Source organism: Vibrio sp. V39_P1S14PM300 (assembly GCF_009904765.1).
Classification (GTDB): domain Bacteria; phylum Pseudomonadota; class Gammaproteobacteria; order Enterobacterales; family Vibrionaceae; genus Vibrio; species Vibrio proteolyticus.
Genome location: NZ_WXWP01000222.1, coordinates 1 through 17,462 on the forward strand (window position 1 = coordinate 1; position 17,462 = coordinate 17,462).

The following is a 17,462-nucleotide window of genomic DNA, read 5'->3' on the forward strand; positions in this document are numbered from 1 at the left end:
GCAGTAGTCCCCACGAGAGTGACCCGCCACCGGACCCGGATTCGTTATTGTTATTTTCAGTAGTGTTATCCGTCGTTTGACGACAGTTGTAGCCTGTCAGCCGTCCAACTGACCACTCGATCAAAGAGCCTGCATCGCCCAGAGAAAAATCGGTGATTTCCAGCCGCCAAGTGCCCGCCAGAGATTCACCCGTAAACGCCTGTGCCTGAGCATCATGCTGACCCACCCAGTAAAGTGAGCGAGACGACTGAGAGTAAGCCTGATTGGCCATCAAGGTTTGACGTGTTCCGGCCGGAGAAACCAGAACCAGCTTTACGTCTTGCAGATTGTCATGTGCCAGTTTGACGTAAATGGCCAGATCATCATCGATGAGCTGACTATCGTCGTTAATAATGAAGTTAAAACTCTTGAATCCGTAATTCACACTTCCGTTGTCTGCTTGCGTGGCATCCGGGATAACCGAGTTTTGCACCCGCACGGTTTGGTTGAGCTGAGGAATGCCAGAGATAAGAGACTGCACATCCGTCCAAGTGTGTGTCTGCAAGTTCGGCTCGTACTGATAATCAAGTTGAGTGGTGACAGTGAACACCTCGCCACATACGTTATTTTCAGAGAGCTTCAGCTCTGTGTTCAACGTTTCAAACTTGTCCGAACGCAGCGTTTGAGATTCGCCAGTCGACGATTGAGCACGCCCCTCAACACTGGCTTGCCTGCCATTGCTAAGCAACCGAATCTTAACGGGCTGTCCGCTGTCGACGTAACGCGCATCAAGCTCGGTGTTAAACGGTGCTTTCAACAACCCGTGCAACGCCAGGTTTTCCTTCAGCAATCGCTTATATTCACGTGCCGGATAGAGCTTGTCTGCAACAAACATCATACTCTCAGCCAGATCATGCATTTTCATCCCGCGGCCCAGACCATACATGGACTCAAGCACTAAGGTGTCGACTTCTTTAAAGGCCTCTTCACCATAGAGAGCCACAGCTTGCTTCAGCGTCTGAAACAGCGGTGTTGACCACAGTTCGTCACCTAACTCTCCAGCCACACTCTCGTGAGCTCGGTATTCACTCTGTTCGAAGTATCGCGCTCGCTGATTCCACAAGCTGCGTGTCGACACTTTGTTACCGAAATAGCCATCCCAGTTAAATAAGGTATCAATCTCAAAGTCACTGCCCTGCTGATACAGTTTGCGGTAACTGTTGGAACCCGCCCAATAGTCGGCAAATCCTTCTGCCAGAGCGCCGGTGTGCCCGTAGCCCCAGTCTGGTACGATTTGATAGTGGATGGCGTGCCCTAACTCATGCACCACAACGTCAGCGTCCATAGCATCCGGAGAACCACCGACACCGAACATCAACGCTTTAGGGCCGAAGAAATAGCTGGAGTTGTTATTGGCTAACCCTCGCGCATCAAACAACAGTGGATCTTCAAACAAATCAAAGCCCAGTGATTGCAGGTACTGCAACGACTGATCAATCTGATAAAAAGCCATCACCTGAACGAAGTCTTCAGAGGCAAATGTGAGACGATTAAGCGTGTTTAAGTCAGCGATTTGCGTCAAACCTTCTTGCGGCAGAAAGGAGGCACTGTCGCTTTGCGACCACGTACCGCTATCCGGGTCCTGCTGCTCAAGGTACGCCGCATCAACTTGCATCACGCGTGAATTTGACAGATAAATTTGTCCACCCACATCAAGTACATCCACCTGACGTTCGACAAAACGAGGCGCATTAGGATAGTCAGACACACTCAGCCAGGGGCCATCCGGCGCAGGTTGCTTGTCCATTGTGCGTAGATCTGGATCCACTACGTTCACCCTGGCAGTCGTGACCGTCCCACTGGCCAGATCGGGCGGCGTTGTCGCCTCAAGTCGACGCGGTTGTTCCAGCTCAGCGGCTGTAATCGCCACACCGTCACGCAGCACTGTATCTTCGAGGCTCTTAAACACACGTTGCACCACCCCGCTGGGGTCGGTGTGAATCACGAGGGTACGTTGCGGTTGATAGGCGCCATCGACGCGGATATCAAAATTGTAGTAATGACCAAGCTGGCTATTCGACTCATAACGTAGCGTTGCGGTTCCTGCCGTTGGGTAATGCAGCTCGACGTAAGCGCGTGCCGCCGCCGGGTCGGCCACCACTTCATTGCCCGCGGGGTAATCCCACTCACCCGCATTCGCTGTGGTCGCCGCAAGGCTCAACGCCAGTAAACTCAATTGAGGCTTCATGCTGACTCCTTAAAACGCATAACGCGCGTTGACGGTAAAGTAACGACCCGGCTCAGTAGAAAAGCGGGTCTGAGACTCAGCAACGCCAGCCACTTCCTGGTAGCGCACATATTCGCGGTCGAAAAGGTTAATCACGTTGAGGCTGACATAAGTGTTGGCATTGAAGTTGTAGCCGACGCCCAGATCCACCGTTGCCCAACCAGATGTGGTGGCACAATCCGCTTTCAAACCGAGATCCGTCGCGCAGCTTGGCGTTCTGTCCATGGCATCGGCCCAATTAAGACGTGCGTACCCGTTCAGGTGGCGATTGTCATATCGCAAACTGACGTTACCTTCCAGAGGTGTAATGGAACGAACATATTCGCCGTCATCATCTTTGCCGTTCACCCAGCCTGCTTTGGTCGAAGCGGTCCAGTCGTCAGCAAACGCGTATTCCACCGTCGCTTCCGCACCGTAAGTTTCGACACCGTCGATGTTTTCATAGCGTTTTTCGAACAATCCGCTAGCACCGTTAAAACCTTTGTCGACAACGCTAATGAAGTCATTGAATTTATTGTAAAAAATCGCACCATAAACACGCAGCGCACCGTCATCGTATTTGGTACCGATTTCGAAACTGTCGCTGGTTTCTGCTTCCAAATCGAAATTCGGCAGAATCACAAACGGAGTGATCGGAACAAAATCATGGCTGACGTAACCGTATGTTTTGTCATATTCAGGCGATCGGTAGCCGTGCTTGTAACTGACATAGGCATTGAGATCCGGCGTAAACTGGTAAGCTAAAGAGGCGCTCGGAGACAGCTCGCTGCTGCTGTTATCTTTCAAGTCTTCGTAGCCGATCGCATTGGCATCATCAGCGGTCAGGCGATGCGCGTCGAAACGCAGCCCGAGCATGGCTGTCCACCTGTTCCACTGCATGGCATCCTGGAAGAATACCCCCATAGAATAGCCGCGCGCTGGCGCAAATGGCGTCGAAGAGTCACTGATTTCCCCATTCCAGTCGGAGCGCGTTTCATCGACCGGACGATCGTGGTATGTGGTTTCAACCACAGCACCATACACTATGGTGTGTTCTACACGGCCCACATCCAGCACTTTGTTCACGTCCAACGACCAACCTATTAATTCATCATTGAAGCGGCGACGTTCGATTTCGCGCCGTTGCTCTGTGATCCCATTGTTGTCACGGTTCATCAGACGATTGGTGTCTTGATCGTACTCAGTGGTACGGTAGTAAAACTTGGTATCGAGCGCGTCCATCCAGGTGTGTAACGCATCGTACTCAGCCCCAACCCAGAATAGGTACGTCGACGTTGTGTTCTCTTCGTTGTAATCCTTTATGTTCCACAGGCCGTCAGTCTGAATCGACGCAATGCCCTCTTGGCGCTTCATCGTTTCTGAATACAACTCAGCTTTTGCTTTCAACAGCCACTGATCATTCACTATGTGGTGCAGCGTGTATTCCGCACTGACACCGTCAACATCCCGGTTATAGAGATCCTGACGGTGGTTGCGCGTCTCTTCTCCAGTCCAATACGCCGCGCTAAGAAGGCTACTGGTATCGCCGACACGAAACGCCAGATTAGACGCAGCACGATATTTATTACTGATCCCTGTGTACGTCCCGCTGGCATCAACGTAAATATTTTCGCCGTTGAGGAAGTCTTCCGGTGTATTGGATTTGAGGATCACAACACCACCGATCGCACCGGAGCCATAGCTGGTCGAACTGGCCCCTTTTACCACCTGAATCTGTTTGAGCGTCGCAACGTCAAACGAGTTGCGACCGGCGCTATCATTTAAATCATCCGCCCCATAACCATCCGACATTGCGATACCGTCTTTAACGATTACGATACGGTTGCCCGACATCCCTCGAATCGTGATGTTTTGTGGCCGGCCAGCGCCGCCAGTCACACTGACGCCTGGTTCATGGTTTAATGCGTCATACAGCTCTGTTGCACCTTCTTTCTGGATGTCGTCACCGCTGATCACCGCCACCGAGCCAGCCGTTTGTGATAAAGGTTCTTCATATTTGTTGGCGGTCACAACGATTTTTTCATACGTGCCTGGCTCAGATTCAGCGTGCACGAAGCCTGTTGCCAGTGCACTCAGCACAGCAACGTTCACTGGGGAAAGTTTCATTAACGACTCCGGTTAATCAGATGGTTGTAATTGTTCAATCAGAAATGCGTAATCCATCGCCTGCTGCGCTAGGGCATTGCGCCTGTCCGTTGCATGCCCGCTTTGAAAATCTGTTTTAAGAAGATACGGTCCGGCTTTGGTACTTGATTTCGAGATTCGAGCCAGATATTTTGCTCCCTCCCAGTACGGCACGCGCTGGTCATGCCAACCAACTCGGACGAGCAAAGGCGGATACGCCTGGATGCGGATATTGCTCATAGGATCGTAACGCGTCATCGCCGCACGATCATTGACCGGGTTACCCCACTCCTGATACTGCTGCGCAGTGAGAGGCAGACGGGTATCAGACATACTGGCGATCACATCAACAAATGGCACATTGAGGCTGGCTGCCGAAAAACTTTCCGGGCTTTGATTTATCGCTGCGGCAACCAAAGTTCCACCGGCACTGGCTCCGATAGCAGCGACTTTGCGTTGCCCTTGTTGAAACTCACTGAGTGCTTTGGCCACATGTACAAAATCTGCTACGCCTTGGGTTTTATTTACACCCCGCCCAGCTGCATACCAGGATTCACCGAAATACCCACCGCCGCGCACATGAGCAACGGCGTAGATAAATCCACGATCCAGTAGCGAGGTGATCTGAGGCATAAAATAAGGCTTCATAGTGAAACCATAAGCGCCGTAGCCGTACAAAATCACAGGCGAATGCTTGCTTAATGCGGAAGGCTTGTATGCCAGTGTGACGGGGATTTGTACGTTTTCCGACACTACGTCAATCTGCTCGGTTCGGTATTGATCACTTCGGTAATTTGGGTATTCGTCCTGGCTCAGCAACTGACGTGATGCATCGGCCACATCAAGAGCTTCCCATTTCGGCGGCTGAATCATAGACATAGAACGAATATGTATGGTGTTGCTGGCATAATCTCCCGGGCGGCTTAACCAACCAACCGTACCCGATTCAGCGAGCGGTTGTCTGATCCGCACTTTGCCGCTGCGGTCCAAAATGACGAATGTCTCTTGTCCTTTTACACGTTCGGAAAGCACAATGCCGTGTTCGAACAAATAATAGGTGTTAAGTTGAGCGCCATTTTGAGGCTGGTAGATGGCTCGCCAGTCAGAGGTACTGCTCAAAGCCGCCCGATACAGTCGGTTCATGCCAGACAAATTACTGACAAGGTAGACAGCGTTTTCTGCGATATCGGCGTAATACTCAACACCAGTTTTACGCGTGCGGATTGGCGCGGATAACATGCCAGAATTCAGGTTCAGTATCCGCTGCTCACTGGACAACTCATTGTTTACCTGCAACAGGGCATAGCGTTTGTCGCTGGCAACATAAGCAGACAACAACCATCCCGGATCCGCCTCTGAATACACTGTACGAGAGTCCCCCGACTCTAGGTTGTGTTCAACCAGATTGGCTGGTCTCAGGTCGCCGTTGGTTTTTCTGATGGTGTACAGACGCGTGCTGTTCGTCGACCAAAGGATCTCCGTATCACTGTGCTCGTCGATCACCCGCTCTTGCAGAGTTTTCAAATCAATCAGAGTTATCCGGTACGCTTCGTTGCCTTCATTATCTTCAGCCAGAGCCAGCAAACGGCCATTCGGACTCAGTGACCAATTCGCCAATTGATAATAGCCGTTGCGAGCAGCTCTGGATTCAACATCAAGCAATAGTTTGGATTGTTTGGTGGTTCGGTCTCGCTGAAGCAGCACTCTTTTCTCGTCTTTAACCGTCAGTAGAAACTCGCTTTGACCAAGAATGGTCCAGGGCTCCTGCGCTTTGGTCGGCGTGCTGTCACTCCACTCTTTGATTAACGCCTGCTTAAGGGGTTGCAAATGTTGTAGATATGAATCGGCCAGCTTGTTTTGTTCAGACAGATACGTTTGTACCCGTTCACTGCTGCGGGTGTCATCTCTGAGCCAGGAAAAGTCTTCACTGGCAGACAGATTGGTGGTTAATGCTGATACGGACAACAGAACAACATTCACTCGTTTCATACAATAAACTACAACATTCAAATCATTGATAAGGCGCGTATACTAACCACAAACGATAATGAGATCAATTATCATTTTTATTCAATAGGAAATTATGAGCACACAAACTTCTATCGAACACAAAATCACCAATTTGCATTAATTTATTGTCTTAATTGAATAAAATTGAGACGAACACTCCCAATGAGCGCATGGTATTGAGGAGGGAAAATCCGAGTTACGGAGAAATAGAACAGAGTTACCAACGATGTGCTGCAGACAATTAGTAATAAAATTGACCGAGCTAAATACTGCCCGGCCAGAGGGCATCAATGCCTACGCAGTAGAAAATTATCATCTACAGGAATGAATCGATCACTGACCTCGATCAGATTCTTAGCGGTGAGCCCAGGGACGCCATAAACATCCACACGAGTATTAAACCGTTGCTGAATACGCTCAACCAGAATGTCAAAATCGCCGTCACCTGAGAGCAGAATCACCCTGTCCACTTGTGCAGCGGCTTCGTATACGTCCAGAGCAATACCGACATCCCAGTCCCCTTTCGCACTGCCATCCTGGCGCTGAATAAATGGTTTGAGTATGACGTTAAAGCCGACGCCCCGCAGAATGTGATGGAACTGCCTTTGACCAGGATCGGTCGAGGCGATCGCATAAGCATTTGCAGTGACAACGTCACACCCTTCGGTGGCTACTGACCAAAAAAAGTTGTAGTCAAAATTAGCCCGGTATTTCTCGCGGGTGGTGTAATAGATGTTTTGTACATCCACAAAGATGGCGATTTTTTCCATAAGGTCGAACGTGTCTCTCATCACTAAATTGCGGTTATGATAACAGTTCCCGCCCGTGTTCGCCGGAAAATTACCAGCATCAGACCCTGCGACTGAAGCATCATTCTTGACGGTTAAACCAGGTCAACTTTTCATGCAACGATGTCACACTCCCCACCACAATCAATGCTGGACTCTCGGCAACCTTCCCTAACACAGGCAACTGCTCCAGTGTCCCGGTAAAAACACGTTGCGTGCGCCGCGTACCATTCTCGATGATTGCACACGGCGTGTCCGCTGACAGGCCATGTTTCAGTAACCGTTGCGTAATGTGGCCACTCTGTTTGAGCCCCATGTAAAACACCAGAGTGTGATTGGATTGTGCCAACGAGCCCCATTCGATTTCACGCCCGTCTTTTTGTACATGCCCGGTGATAAACTGAACACTTTGCGCATGATCCCGGTGGGTCAACGGAATACCTGCGTATGCTGTAGCGCCCGCTGCGGCGGTGATCCCAGGCACAACTTCAAAAGCAATACCGTGCAAAGCAAGCTCTTCCAACTCTTCTCCGCCGCGGCCAAAAATAAATGGGTCACCGCCTTTCAGGCGTGCTACACGCAAGCCTGCATTGGCTTTCTCCACCAGGATCTGATTTATCTGCTCTTGAGGAACGCAGTGAAAATCGAGTTTTTTACCGACGTAAATCATCTCCGCATCACTGCTGGCCAGAGCTAGAATTTCCGGTGACACCAGACGGTCATAAACAACCACATCGGCCTGTTGAATGACTCGATATCCTTTTACCGTCAGTAGATCCGGATCGCCCGGCCCTGCGCCGACGAGTGAGACAAACCCGATATTCGCTGGAGTGTGGTTGGTAGTCATAGCAACGCCTGCCTGTTCAGATTTAGATATAAGAAGTAACACTCAGAGTACACCGCTGCGAGTGACGACTTTTTATAGCTAAGCCAAAAACATCCGAAATAGAAACGTCAATCTAATGCTGGCCCCACCCGTTAGAAATGGGGCCAACCCAAAGGCTTATTTTGCCATCGCCGTGGTTGCAGGGACTGGCTTCTCTTCTGCATTCAGAGCCGGCGCGGTTTTTGCATGGGTCAGATACAGAGGCAGACAAGTCATCACAAGGCCACCAATAATGTTACCCAAGATGGTTGGAATGAGATTGAAGTTGAGCCAGGTCGCGATGCCAAAATCGGCGCCAAGCATCATACCCAGCGGAAATAGAAACATATTCACGACTGTATGCTCAAAGACCAGCGCAAAGAAGATGAAAATTGGGAGCCACATCATTGCTACGCGACCCGATACGGAACGTGAAGTCATGTTGCCGATAACCCCCAGACACACCATGAGGTTACAAAAGAGGGCGCGAACGAAACAGGTGATCCACCCGTCCATACCCATGTTTTCAAACCCAAGACTGCGTGCAGTCGATACGGCGACAAACTTCTTCGCCACTGCGTTTAACTCTAATGAAAAGTTGCCCGTAAGCGAGATAGCCACCAGGTAAGCAACGATCAGAGAACCAATCAGGTTACCCAAACCAACCAGTCCCCAACAGCGAAAAATACGTCCCCAGGTGATGCCCGGACGGTTGGCAAATCTAGCCAAAGGAGCCAGACCAAATACGCCAGTCACCAGGTCGTAACCCATCACACTGAGAATCACAAAACCCACAGGGAAAACAAGCGCGCCCACCAGGCCAATCCCCGTTTGCACCATTGCAGTAATCGCGACAACCACTGCCAGCGACAAAATGACGCCCGCCATGGTACCGCGCAGCAGAAGATCGCGTGTGCTGGTATTCGTTTTGGCCTCACCAACGTTAATCATGCTTTGCACGAATTCAGCAGGTTTAAAGTCTGTAGACATGTCAGTGTCCTTATTCAAAAAGTGAAAGTTAAAGATTAAATAGAGAAAGATTCCCCAAGACTGAACACTCAGTGTGCAGTGTTGCTTCCTGTCCCCCGACCATAAGCAACGGAAACCTTTGTCTATTGAAACTGCCGCCCCTCCCAGCATGAAGGAGGGGCGAAACGGCTACGCGCTAATCTCAACGCCGCTGTCAATGACCCGGGCTTTGTATGCTCGAACACTAAAACGCTCGTCTTCCATACAAGCACCTGTTTTCAGGTTAAAACGTTGCTTCTTCAGCGGGCTTGCTACCCAAAGCTCACCTTGATGCTCACAAATCAAACCGCGAGAAAGCACGTTGGATTGGAAGAATGGATCGGTGTTGCTGATCGCCAGCACTTCTTCCGATTCTGTTGGGCGAAATACCGCCACTTGCTGACCATTAACCAAAGCACAAACGCCAGTGCCCGGTACGATGTCGCTGATTTGGCAAATCTTTTCAAATGACATTTTCAACCTTCCCTTATGCTTCAATGATCGCTACGTGTAGGATGTCGCCTTTCGCTTCAGGGTGTTTCTCCGTGAAGGTCGCTGGGCGGTGTTGTTCGCGTTCTTGTACAAACACAACGTTGTCATCGCGCTTGTCAGAGTTGATGAAGTGCGCGAAACGAGTCAGTTGTGATTCGTCATTGATGGTTGCCGTCCACTCACATTCGTACTCGTCTACAAGCTTGGCTACGTCTGCTTCAAGTTGCGCGTTGATGCCCAGTTTGTCCTCAACAATCACTTCGCGCAGATAGTCGACACCACCTTCTAAGTTTTCCATCCAAACCGATGTGCGTTGTAGTGGTGCAGCGGTGCGGATGTAGAACATCATGAAGCGGTCGATGTACTTAATCAGCGTGTCTTTGTCCAGGTCGCTGGCCAGTAGATCTGCGTGACGTGGTTTCATACCGCCGTTACCACATACGTACATGTTCCAACCTGCGTCTGTCGCGATGATGCCAAGGTCTTTACCTTGTGCTTCCGCGCACTCACGAGTACAGCCAGATACACCGAACTTCATCTTGTGCGGTGTGCGGATGCCTTTGTAACGGTTCTCGATGTAAGAGCCCAGACCAACAGAATCCTGAACGCCGTAACGACACCAGGTTGAGCCGACACAGGTCTTCGCCATACGCAGTGCTTTTGCGTACGCCTGACCGGTTTCAAAACCAGCGTCGATCAGCTTGCGCCAGATCTCTGGAAGATCGTCTTTTTGCACGCCAAACAAACCAATACGTTGTGCGCCGGTTACTTTGGTGTATAGGTCGTACTCTTCTGCGACTGTTGCTAGAGCACCCAGTGCTTGCGGCGTAACTTCACCACCCGCCATACGCGGAATAACAGAGTAAGTGCCGTCTTTTTGGATGTTACCCAGGAAGTTATCGTTGGTGTCGTGCAGCTTAACTAGTTGTGGTTTAAGGATGTGCTCACCCCAGCAAGACGCCAAAATAGAACCCACTAGTGGTTTACAAACTTCACAGCCGTAACCTTTACCGTACTTCTCCAGAAGCTCATCAAAGGTTTCGATCTCTTCAATGCGGATTAGGTGGAACAGCTCCTGGCGCGAGTAAGCAAAGTGCTCACACACGTCGTTCTTCACTTCGATACCAGATTTAGCAAGCTCAGCGTTTAGAACAGACGTCACTAGCGGGATACAACCACCACAGCCTGTACCTGCGCCAGTCACTGCTTTGATGTCCGCTAGCGTATGGTGACCGTCAGCCACTGCCTGAGCGATCTTGCCTTTGGTCACGTCGAAACATGAACAGATCACTGCACTTTCTGGTAGTGCATCGGCCCCTAAAGCGGGTTTCTCAGCGCCTGCGTGTGCGGGAAGGATCAACGCATCTGGGTGTTCTGGCAGGTCAATGCCGTTCAGCATAAGTTGAAGCAGATCGCCGTAGTCAGACGTGTCACCCACTAGTACGGCGCCTAGTAGCTTCTTATTGTCTTCAGACACGATGAGGCGTTTGTAAACTTCTTGTTCTTCGTTTTGGTAAACGTAGCTCTTACAACCTTCAGTACGGCCATTCGCATCACCGATAGAACCCACTTTCACGCCGAGCAGTTTGAGCTTGGCAGACATGTCAGCGCCTTCGAATTTGCTTTCTGTGTTACCTAGCAAGTGGTCAACCGCTACGGTCGCCATCTTGTAACCCGGAGCAACAAGGCCGTAGAACATATCGTTCCAAGATGCACACTCACCGATGGCGTAGATGCTTTCATCCGAGGTTTGACAATGATCGTTGATGGCAACACCGCCACGAGGGCCAACTTCTAGCGCCATTTGGCGAGCCAGTTTGTCTTGTGGACGAATGCCCGCGGAGAAGACGATAAAGTCTGTTTCTAACTCAGTGCCATCAGCAAAACGCATCACGTTACGTGCGTTTGTGCCTTCTGCTACAATCTCAAGCGTGTTTTTGCTGGTGTGAACGTTCACGCCCATACGCTCGATCTTTTGACGAAGTTGGTTACCACCAGCAAGGTCAAGCTGTTCTGCCATCAGTTTCGGCGCGAACTCAACCACGTGTGTTTCGACACCAAGTGCTTTCAGTGCCCCCGCGGCTTCAAGGCCAAGCAGACCACCACCGATCACCACGCCTGATTTGCTGTTCTTCGCGCACGCTTCGATCGCTTTGAGATCTTCGATGGTGCGGTAAACAAAGCAATCTTTGCTCTCATGGCCTTTGATCGGTGGAACAAATGGGAAGGAACCAGTAGCGAGGATCAGCTTGTCGTATTGCACTTCACGACCGGTACTGGAATAGACTGTGCGGTTTTCACGATTAATATTAATCGCGCGCTCACCAATCAACATGTTGATGCCATGTTTCTCGTAGAAACCGTGTTTAACCAGCGACAGCTCATCAGCGGTGTGATGAGAGAAATAAGAGGAAAGGTGAACGCGGTCGTATGCCACGCGAGGTTCCTCACAGAAAACCGTTATGTCCATCTCAGAGACATCGGCTTTCTCGACTAAGTCTTCGATATAACGATGGCCGACCATGCCATTCCCGATGACGACCAGCTTCAGCTTGCTCATATTCTTTCCTGCGAATTCGTTTTGTACTAAGCGCATTTTTAAATGTGAAAGAAAATGAAAAGATGATGTAAATCAATTACAACCTCAAACTACCCTAAAGGGGTAGAACGAAAGAGGTAACCTTACCAACATCCTGGTTTATCAGTACATTTCAGGCAAAGACATTCACTTACTAAGTGACACTCAGGATGAGCGAAAACCCTCAGATCCCATTTTGATGTAATTTTTTTTCATTCCAACCTATGTGAAGTGATCCACTTTTCAATCAGTCACTTATAACCAATAATGAATCTATGTCGCGTAATACCCTGATATTAAAGGAGCTGAAATGAAACTGATGAAATTGGGAGTGATGTGGCTTGTCGCCCTGACAACCTTGATTGGCTGTACAGGTATCCCTGCGAAAGTCGAGCCGGTACAGTCTTTTAATCTGCAACGCTACCTCGGTACCTGGTATGAAATCGCCCGGCTGGACCACAGTTTTGAACGCGGATTAAACCGGGTGAGTGCGACCTACTCTCTGAATCCGGACGGGAGCGTCAAAGTCATTAACCGAGGTTGGAATGAGGAGCTTCAAGAGTGGGATGAGGCAGAAGGCAAAGCAAAATTCGTCGACACACCAGATATTGGCCACCTCAAAGTCTCCTTTTTCGGCCCGTTTTATGGCAGCTATGTGGTGTTCTACTTAGAACCGGATTACTCCACAGCCTTGGTCAGCGGCTACAATACGGATTATTTATGGATCCTGTCACGCAACTCCGTCATTGCAGAAGAGAAGCTGGAATACTACATCGACATCGCAGCCAAAGCAGGATTTGATACCTCAAAGCTTATCTTTCCGGATCAGGAAGCCAAACTTCAAAATGGAAGTCAGTAGTGTTCGCGCTTTGATCTTGGTCGCCCGCCAGTGTGTGGTCGGCCGTCTTGGGGCGGTATCGATCAAATGTTGATACGCGTCAGGTGTTAAGCGAATTTCGCCGCCGTGTGCTGCCAACAAAAGCTGGGGCTGCATGGCAAACACTCTGGCCAGAGACGCTCGGTACTTGTTGGGGTGAAACACCGGAAAAGGCGCAATCAGTTTGCGTTTTACTTCAACCATTAAGTCCGCAACGTAAAGAATGTCCTGCTGTGGATGATAGACCGAGAGATCGCGGTCGGTATGCCCCGGTGTTTCCATTACCATCCAATCTTCAAAACCGGGAATGCAGTCGCCGTCGTTGAGTTTATGATCTGCAACCAACCGGCGTGAATACCATAAGTTTGCTTTGGGGGCTCTGAGTCGATTCGCCATCCAGCGTGCCAAAGCTAAATCCGTCAGGTGCATTAAGAAACCATCAATTCCCTGATACCAATCAGCCTCTTTGTTAGCGCTGACAATAAAACACCCCGTCAGCGCACGCAGTTTATGCGCTGCACCGGCATGATCCGGGTGCATGTGAGTCACCACCACCACACGCAAATCATAAAAGCTACGCATCAGTTCTTCTTCAATGAAATGACGCAAATGTGGTATATCCGCCCGGCTAGCACCGTCGAGTAGCATCAGCTTATCCGGGTACTCGGCCAAATAAATGTTTTGTATATAACCTTTAATACAGTGGAGCTGCACAGTGTTCCTGCCTCTGTTGACTTTCCCTAGCAATCTGGTCAGACCAATACTTATTAATACTTTACTGTGAGGCATCGATCCGTGCCACACTGGGATGCTCAGGATGTGACATGTTAACAAGTTGTAAAAACAAACGCCCTTTCCTAATTGCATCAGGATGTATCAATACACTTTATCTTGGCGATTATCGCTGCCACACTTGTCTTTGGTTGTAGTTATCAAGGAACCTCTGCTTTGAAAAAAACGTCCTCCGTTACTCCGCCCGTCGCGGAAAAAATCCCTCACGCCCTGACAATGCATGGCGACACGCGTGTCGATAATTATTATTGGATGCGCGACGACAGCCGCACCAACGAGGCCGTTCTCTCGCATTTAAAAGCAGAAAACCGTTACGTCGATGAACAGTTGGCTCACACCCAGGCGTTACAACAACGTCTGTTTAACGAAATTAAAGGGCGAATTGTTAAAGACGACAGCTCGGTCCCCACACGCAAGGGGCCGTTTTATTACTCCAGTGAAGTGACCGGTGATAACGAATATGCCGTTTATGTGCGTGCCACAGATGCTGAAGGCACGGACAAACAGGTGCTCATTGATGCCAACCAGTTGGCTAAAGCCCATGATTACTTCAGCATTGGTGGCTTGAGTGTCAGCCCCGACAACAACCTGCTGGCGTATGGCGAAGATACGCTCAGTCGCCGAGTCTACACGTTACGGGTAAAAAACCTGACAACCTTGGAATATCTGCCTGATGTGATTGAAAATACCGCTGGTTATGCCGTTTGGCAAAATGATAACCAAGCTTTTTACTACGTGCGTAAAGATCCACAAACTCTGCTCGGCTATCAAGTCTACCGCCACAGACTCGGACAACCCCAGAGCGAGGACCAATTAGTTTACGAGGAGCCAGACAGCAGCTACTTCACCTTCATGGGGAAAAGCAAAGACCGGCAGGAAATCTACATTTACCACTCCAGCACGGAAACCAGTGGCGTGTCGATACTGGATGCAAACGACCCGGAAGCACTGCCCATCGCATTTTTCCCGCGTGAAGACGGCGTCGAATACGAGATCGCAAAATTGGGCGAGTGGTACTTCATCTACACCAATTACCAAGCAGTCAATTTCCGGTTGATGAAAGTCCATGCCAGTCAGCGCAGTGAACGAAACCAGTGGCAGGATGTGATTGCGCCTCAGGAACATGTCCAGTTAGTGGATTTTACGCTGTTCAACGATCATCTGGTGTACGAGCAGCGAGAAAATGGTTTGGCACGCATCACCGTCAGACGCCTTTCCACCGGTGACGAGTTCGGGCTTCAGTTTAACGACACCGCGTTCACCGCTTATCTGGCGGACAACCACGAGCTCGATAGCGACAACGTAAGGGTCTACTACACGAGCATGACCACGCCCGTCACCTATTATGACTTCTCTTTGGCCGACGGAAAACGCACGCTTCTCAAACAAACCAAAGTACTGGGTGACTTTGAGCCACAGAATTATCGCTCCGAAAGATTGATGATTGCCGCTCGCGACGGACAACGTATTCCGGTGACTCTGGTCTACCGTCAGGATCAGTTTAAGAAAGACGGCACAAATCCGCTCTACCAGTATGCATACGGCTCCTATGGACATACCATCGAACCAGGGTTCTCCTCTACCCGACTCAGCCTGCTGGACCGCGGCTTTGTTTATGCAATCGCACATATTCGTGGATCTGAAATGCTTGGCCGTCCCTGGTATGAAGATGGCAAAAAACTGAACAAGCAGAATACATTTAATGATTTTATCGACGTCACACGCTCACTGATTGACCAAGGGTACGCAGCCAGCGACAAAGTGTTTGCGGTCGGCGGCAGCGCCGGTGGGTTATTGATGGGGGCGGTTGTCAATCAGGCCCCGCATTTATACCACGGCGTAGCTGCTCACGTGCCTTTTGTCGACGTAGTCACCACCATGCTCGACGAATCTCTGCCCTTAACCACCAACGAGTACGATGAGTGGGGCAACCCGAATGAGAAGCTCTACTACGATTACATACTGAGCTACTCTCCCTATGACAATGTCAGTGCTCAGGCGTATCCGAATATGCTGGTCACCACCGGGCTGCATGACTCTCAGGTGCAGTACTTTGAACCAATGAAATGGGTGGCTAAACTGCGAGAGTTCAAAACAGACGATAATATCTTGCTGTTTAAAACCGATCTGGATGCAGGTCACGGCGGGGCTTCCGGACGGTTTAAGCCAATCAGAGAAGATGCGCTGGAATACGCATTTTTTCTCGACCTGCTCAATATAGACGCCTGAATACAATCAGCCCGGCCCCCAGCCGGGCTCACTTTTCTCTTCAGAGATCAAAGCAGCGCTACCAGCAGATAAGCGTTTAATGCCAGAACCAAGGCCACAATAACCACGCCGGCATATGCTACCCATTTGTTGTTTTTGAACTGCCCCATCAATCGCTCGCTGTTCGTGAACATCAACAAAGGAATGATCGCCAGCGCAATTCCGAAACTCAGTACCACCTGGCTCATCAACAAAATATCGGTGGTGTTGACTCCCCATCCAATCACGACAAAAGATGGTGCCACCGTGATCGTACGGCGCAACCATAAGGGAATCGAGAATCGAACAAAGCCCTGCATGACGACCTGTCCTGCCATCGTGCCGACCACGGTTGACGATAAACCAGACGCAATCAACGACACCCCAAACAGCGCAGCAGCTGCCTGACCGACCAGCGGGGTCAGAGTCAGATATGCGGTTTCAATTTCAGCAACATGTGGATGTCCGCTGGCATGAAAAACCGCAGCCGCCATTGCCACAATCGCAATATTAACGAAACCGGCAATCACCATCGCGATAACCACATCCAACCGCGTTGAGCGAAGCCGAGTCACTTTGCTTTCGCCATAGCTGTTTTTAAACAATGCGGAGTGTAGGTAGATCACGTGTGGCATTACCGTAGCGCCAAGAATACCCGCAGCCAGATAAACCTGACGAGAGTCTGAAAACCCTGGCGTCAACAAGCCACTCAGCATCTCTGTGCCGACAGGTTGCGCGAAGATCAACTCAGCGACGTAGATCATGGCGACCAATAGCAACAAAGCACCGATTATCATTTCAAGAGGCTTCTGCCCTTTCCTGCTGAACATCAAAATCATCACCGTCGCCGCCGCAGTTACCACGGCTCCCTGCATCAGGCTGATGCCAAACAGCAATTGGAACCCAACGGCAGCCCCAATAAACTCCGCCAGGTCAGTCGCAATGGCGATCACTTCTGCCTGAATCCAGTAGAAGCCCACCGCCCATTTATTGGGTAGATGGTCACGAAGATGCTCGGCCAGATTCTTACCCGTCACGATCCCCAGTTTGGCCGACAAATACTGGATAAGCATCGCCATAAGGTTGGCCCACAGCACAACCCACAGCAATTGATAACCAAATGCTGCGCCAGACTCAATGTTGGTCGCAAAGTTGCCCGGGTCGATATAACCGATTGCAGCGATAAACGCCGGCCCCAGCAACATAAGTTTACGTTTGAGCTTCAAAGACCAATGCATGTTGGCCGAAGGCGGACGGATTGTGATGGTCGAGGTATTCATAAGACTTTCTCCTCAAAGGTATGAGAAAAGATTACGACCAACGCAAATGAGAATCAATATCAAATGATATTCAAAAACGAAACGTTAGATTCCAGCTATCAATAATAAAAAACCAATCGTAAATACCTATATACC

At 50.1% G+C, this 17,462-nt stretch carries 12 protein-coding genes; 2 read left to right on the forward strand and 10 right to left on the reverse strand.

Going from position 1 to position 17,462, the window contains the following annotated elements; translation table 11 throughout:
- The 8 genes from CAG65_RS11285 to nirB form a co-directional block, all read right to left on the reverse strand.
- Window positions 1-2,227, reverse strand: a 2,227-nt coding sequence (locus CAG65_RS11285; RefSeq protein ID WP_161453691.1) for a proprotein convertase P-domain-containing protein, incomplete at its 3' end; no start/stop codon positions are given.
- Window positions 2,228-2,236: 9 nt separating this feature from the next.
- Window positions 2,237-4,372, reverse strand: a complete 2,136-nt coding sequence (locus CAG65_RS11290) for a TonB-dependent hemoglobin/transferrin/lactoferrin family receptor (RefSeq protein WP_161453692.1) — start codon at window positions 4,370-4,372, stop codon at window positions 2,237-2,239.
- Window positions 4,373-4,384: 12 nt separating this feature from the next.
- Complete coding sequence (locus CAG65_RS11295; RefSeq protein ID WP_161453693.1) at window positions 4,385-6,379, reverse strand: prolyl oligopeptidase family serine peptidase; 1,995 nt, start codon at window positions 6,377-6,379, stop codon at window positions 4,385-4,387.
- A 308-nt stretch (window positions 6,380-6,687) separates the two neighbouring features.
- The gene (locus CAG65_RS11300) at window positions 6,688-7,170 is read right to left on the reverse strand and encodes a LabA-like NYN domain-containing protein (RefSeq protein ID WP_021703385.1); all 483 of its coding nucleotides are present in this window, start codon (window positions 7,168-7,170) and stop codon (window positions 6,688-6,690) included.
- Window positions 7,171-7,270: 100 nt separating this feature from the next.
- Window positions 7,271-8,035, reverse strand: a complete 765-nt coding sequence (gene cobA / locus CAG65_RS11305; RefSeq protein WP_161453694.1) for a uroporphyrinogen-III C-methyltransferase — start codon at window positions 8,033-8,035, stop codon at window positions 7,271-7,273.
- 156 nt (window positions 8,036-8,191) lie between these two features.
- Complete coding sequence (locus CAG65_RS11310; RefSeq protein ID WP_161453695.1) at window positions 8,192-9,043, reverse strand: formate/nitrite transporter family protein; 852 nt, start codon at window positions 9,041-9,043, stop codon at window positions 8,192-8,194.
- A gap of 168 nt (window positions 9,044-9,211) precedes the next feature.
- Window positions 9,212-9,535 carry a nitrite reductase small subunit NirD gene (gene nirD, locus CAG65_RS11315; protein ID WP_021703388.1) on the reverse strand — a complete coding sequence of 108 codons (324 nt, stop codon included), beginning with the start codon at window positions 9,533-9,535 and terminating at the stop codon, window positions 9,212-9,214.
- Between the two features lie 13 nt (window positions 9,536-9,548).
- Entirely contained in the window at window positions 9,549-12,113 is a 2,565-nt protein-coding gene (nirB, locus tag CAG65_RS11320) for a nitrite reductase large subunit NirB (RefSeq protein WP_161453696.1), read from the reverse strand.
- Between the two features lie 328 nt (window positions 12,114-12,441).
- Between nirB and CAG65_RS11325 the strand changes: the two genes are divergently transcribed.
- Entirely contained in the window at window positions 12,442-12,990 is a 549-nt protein-coding gene (locus CAG65_RS11325) for a lipocalin family protein (RefSeq protein ID WP_161453697.1), read from the forward strand.
- On the opposite strand, the gene CAG65_RS11330 is transcribed toward CAG65_RS11325, so the two are convergent.
- Window positions 12,937-13,722 carry an MBL fold metallo-hydrolase gene (locus tag CAG65_RS11330; protein ID WP_337247554.1) on the reverse strand — a complete coding sequence of 262 codons (786 nt, stop codon included), beginning with the start codon at window positions 13,720-13,722 and terminating at the stop codon, window positions 12,937-12,939. The two genes, CAG65_RS11325 and CAG65_RS11330, sit on opposite strands and share 54 nt — an antisense overlap.
- A 165-nt stretch (window positions 13,723-13,887) precedes the next feature.
- Here CAG65_RS11330 and CAG65_RS11335 point away from each other — a divergent pair, with 165 nt between their 5' ends.
- Window positions 13,888-16,029 (forward strand): S9 family peptidase, encoded by a 2,142-nt coding sequence (locus tag CAG65_RS11335; protein ID WP_161453700.1) that lies wholly within the window; start codon window positions 13,888-13,890, stop codon window positions 16,027-16,029.
- A 47-nt stretch (window positions 16,030-16,076) separates the two neighbouring features.
- On the opposite strand, the gene CAG65_RS11340 is transcribed toward CAG65_RS11335, so the two are convergent.
- The gene (locus tag CAG65_RS11340) at window positions 16,077-17,327 is read right to left on the reverse strand and encodes an Nramp family divalent metal transporter (RefSeq protein WP_161453699.1); all 1,251 of its coding nucleotides are present in this window, start codon (window positions 17,325-17,327) and stop codon (window positions 16,077-16,079) included.
- Window positions 17,328-17,462: the final 135 nt, after the last annotated feature.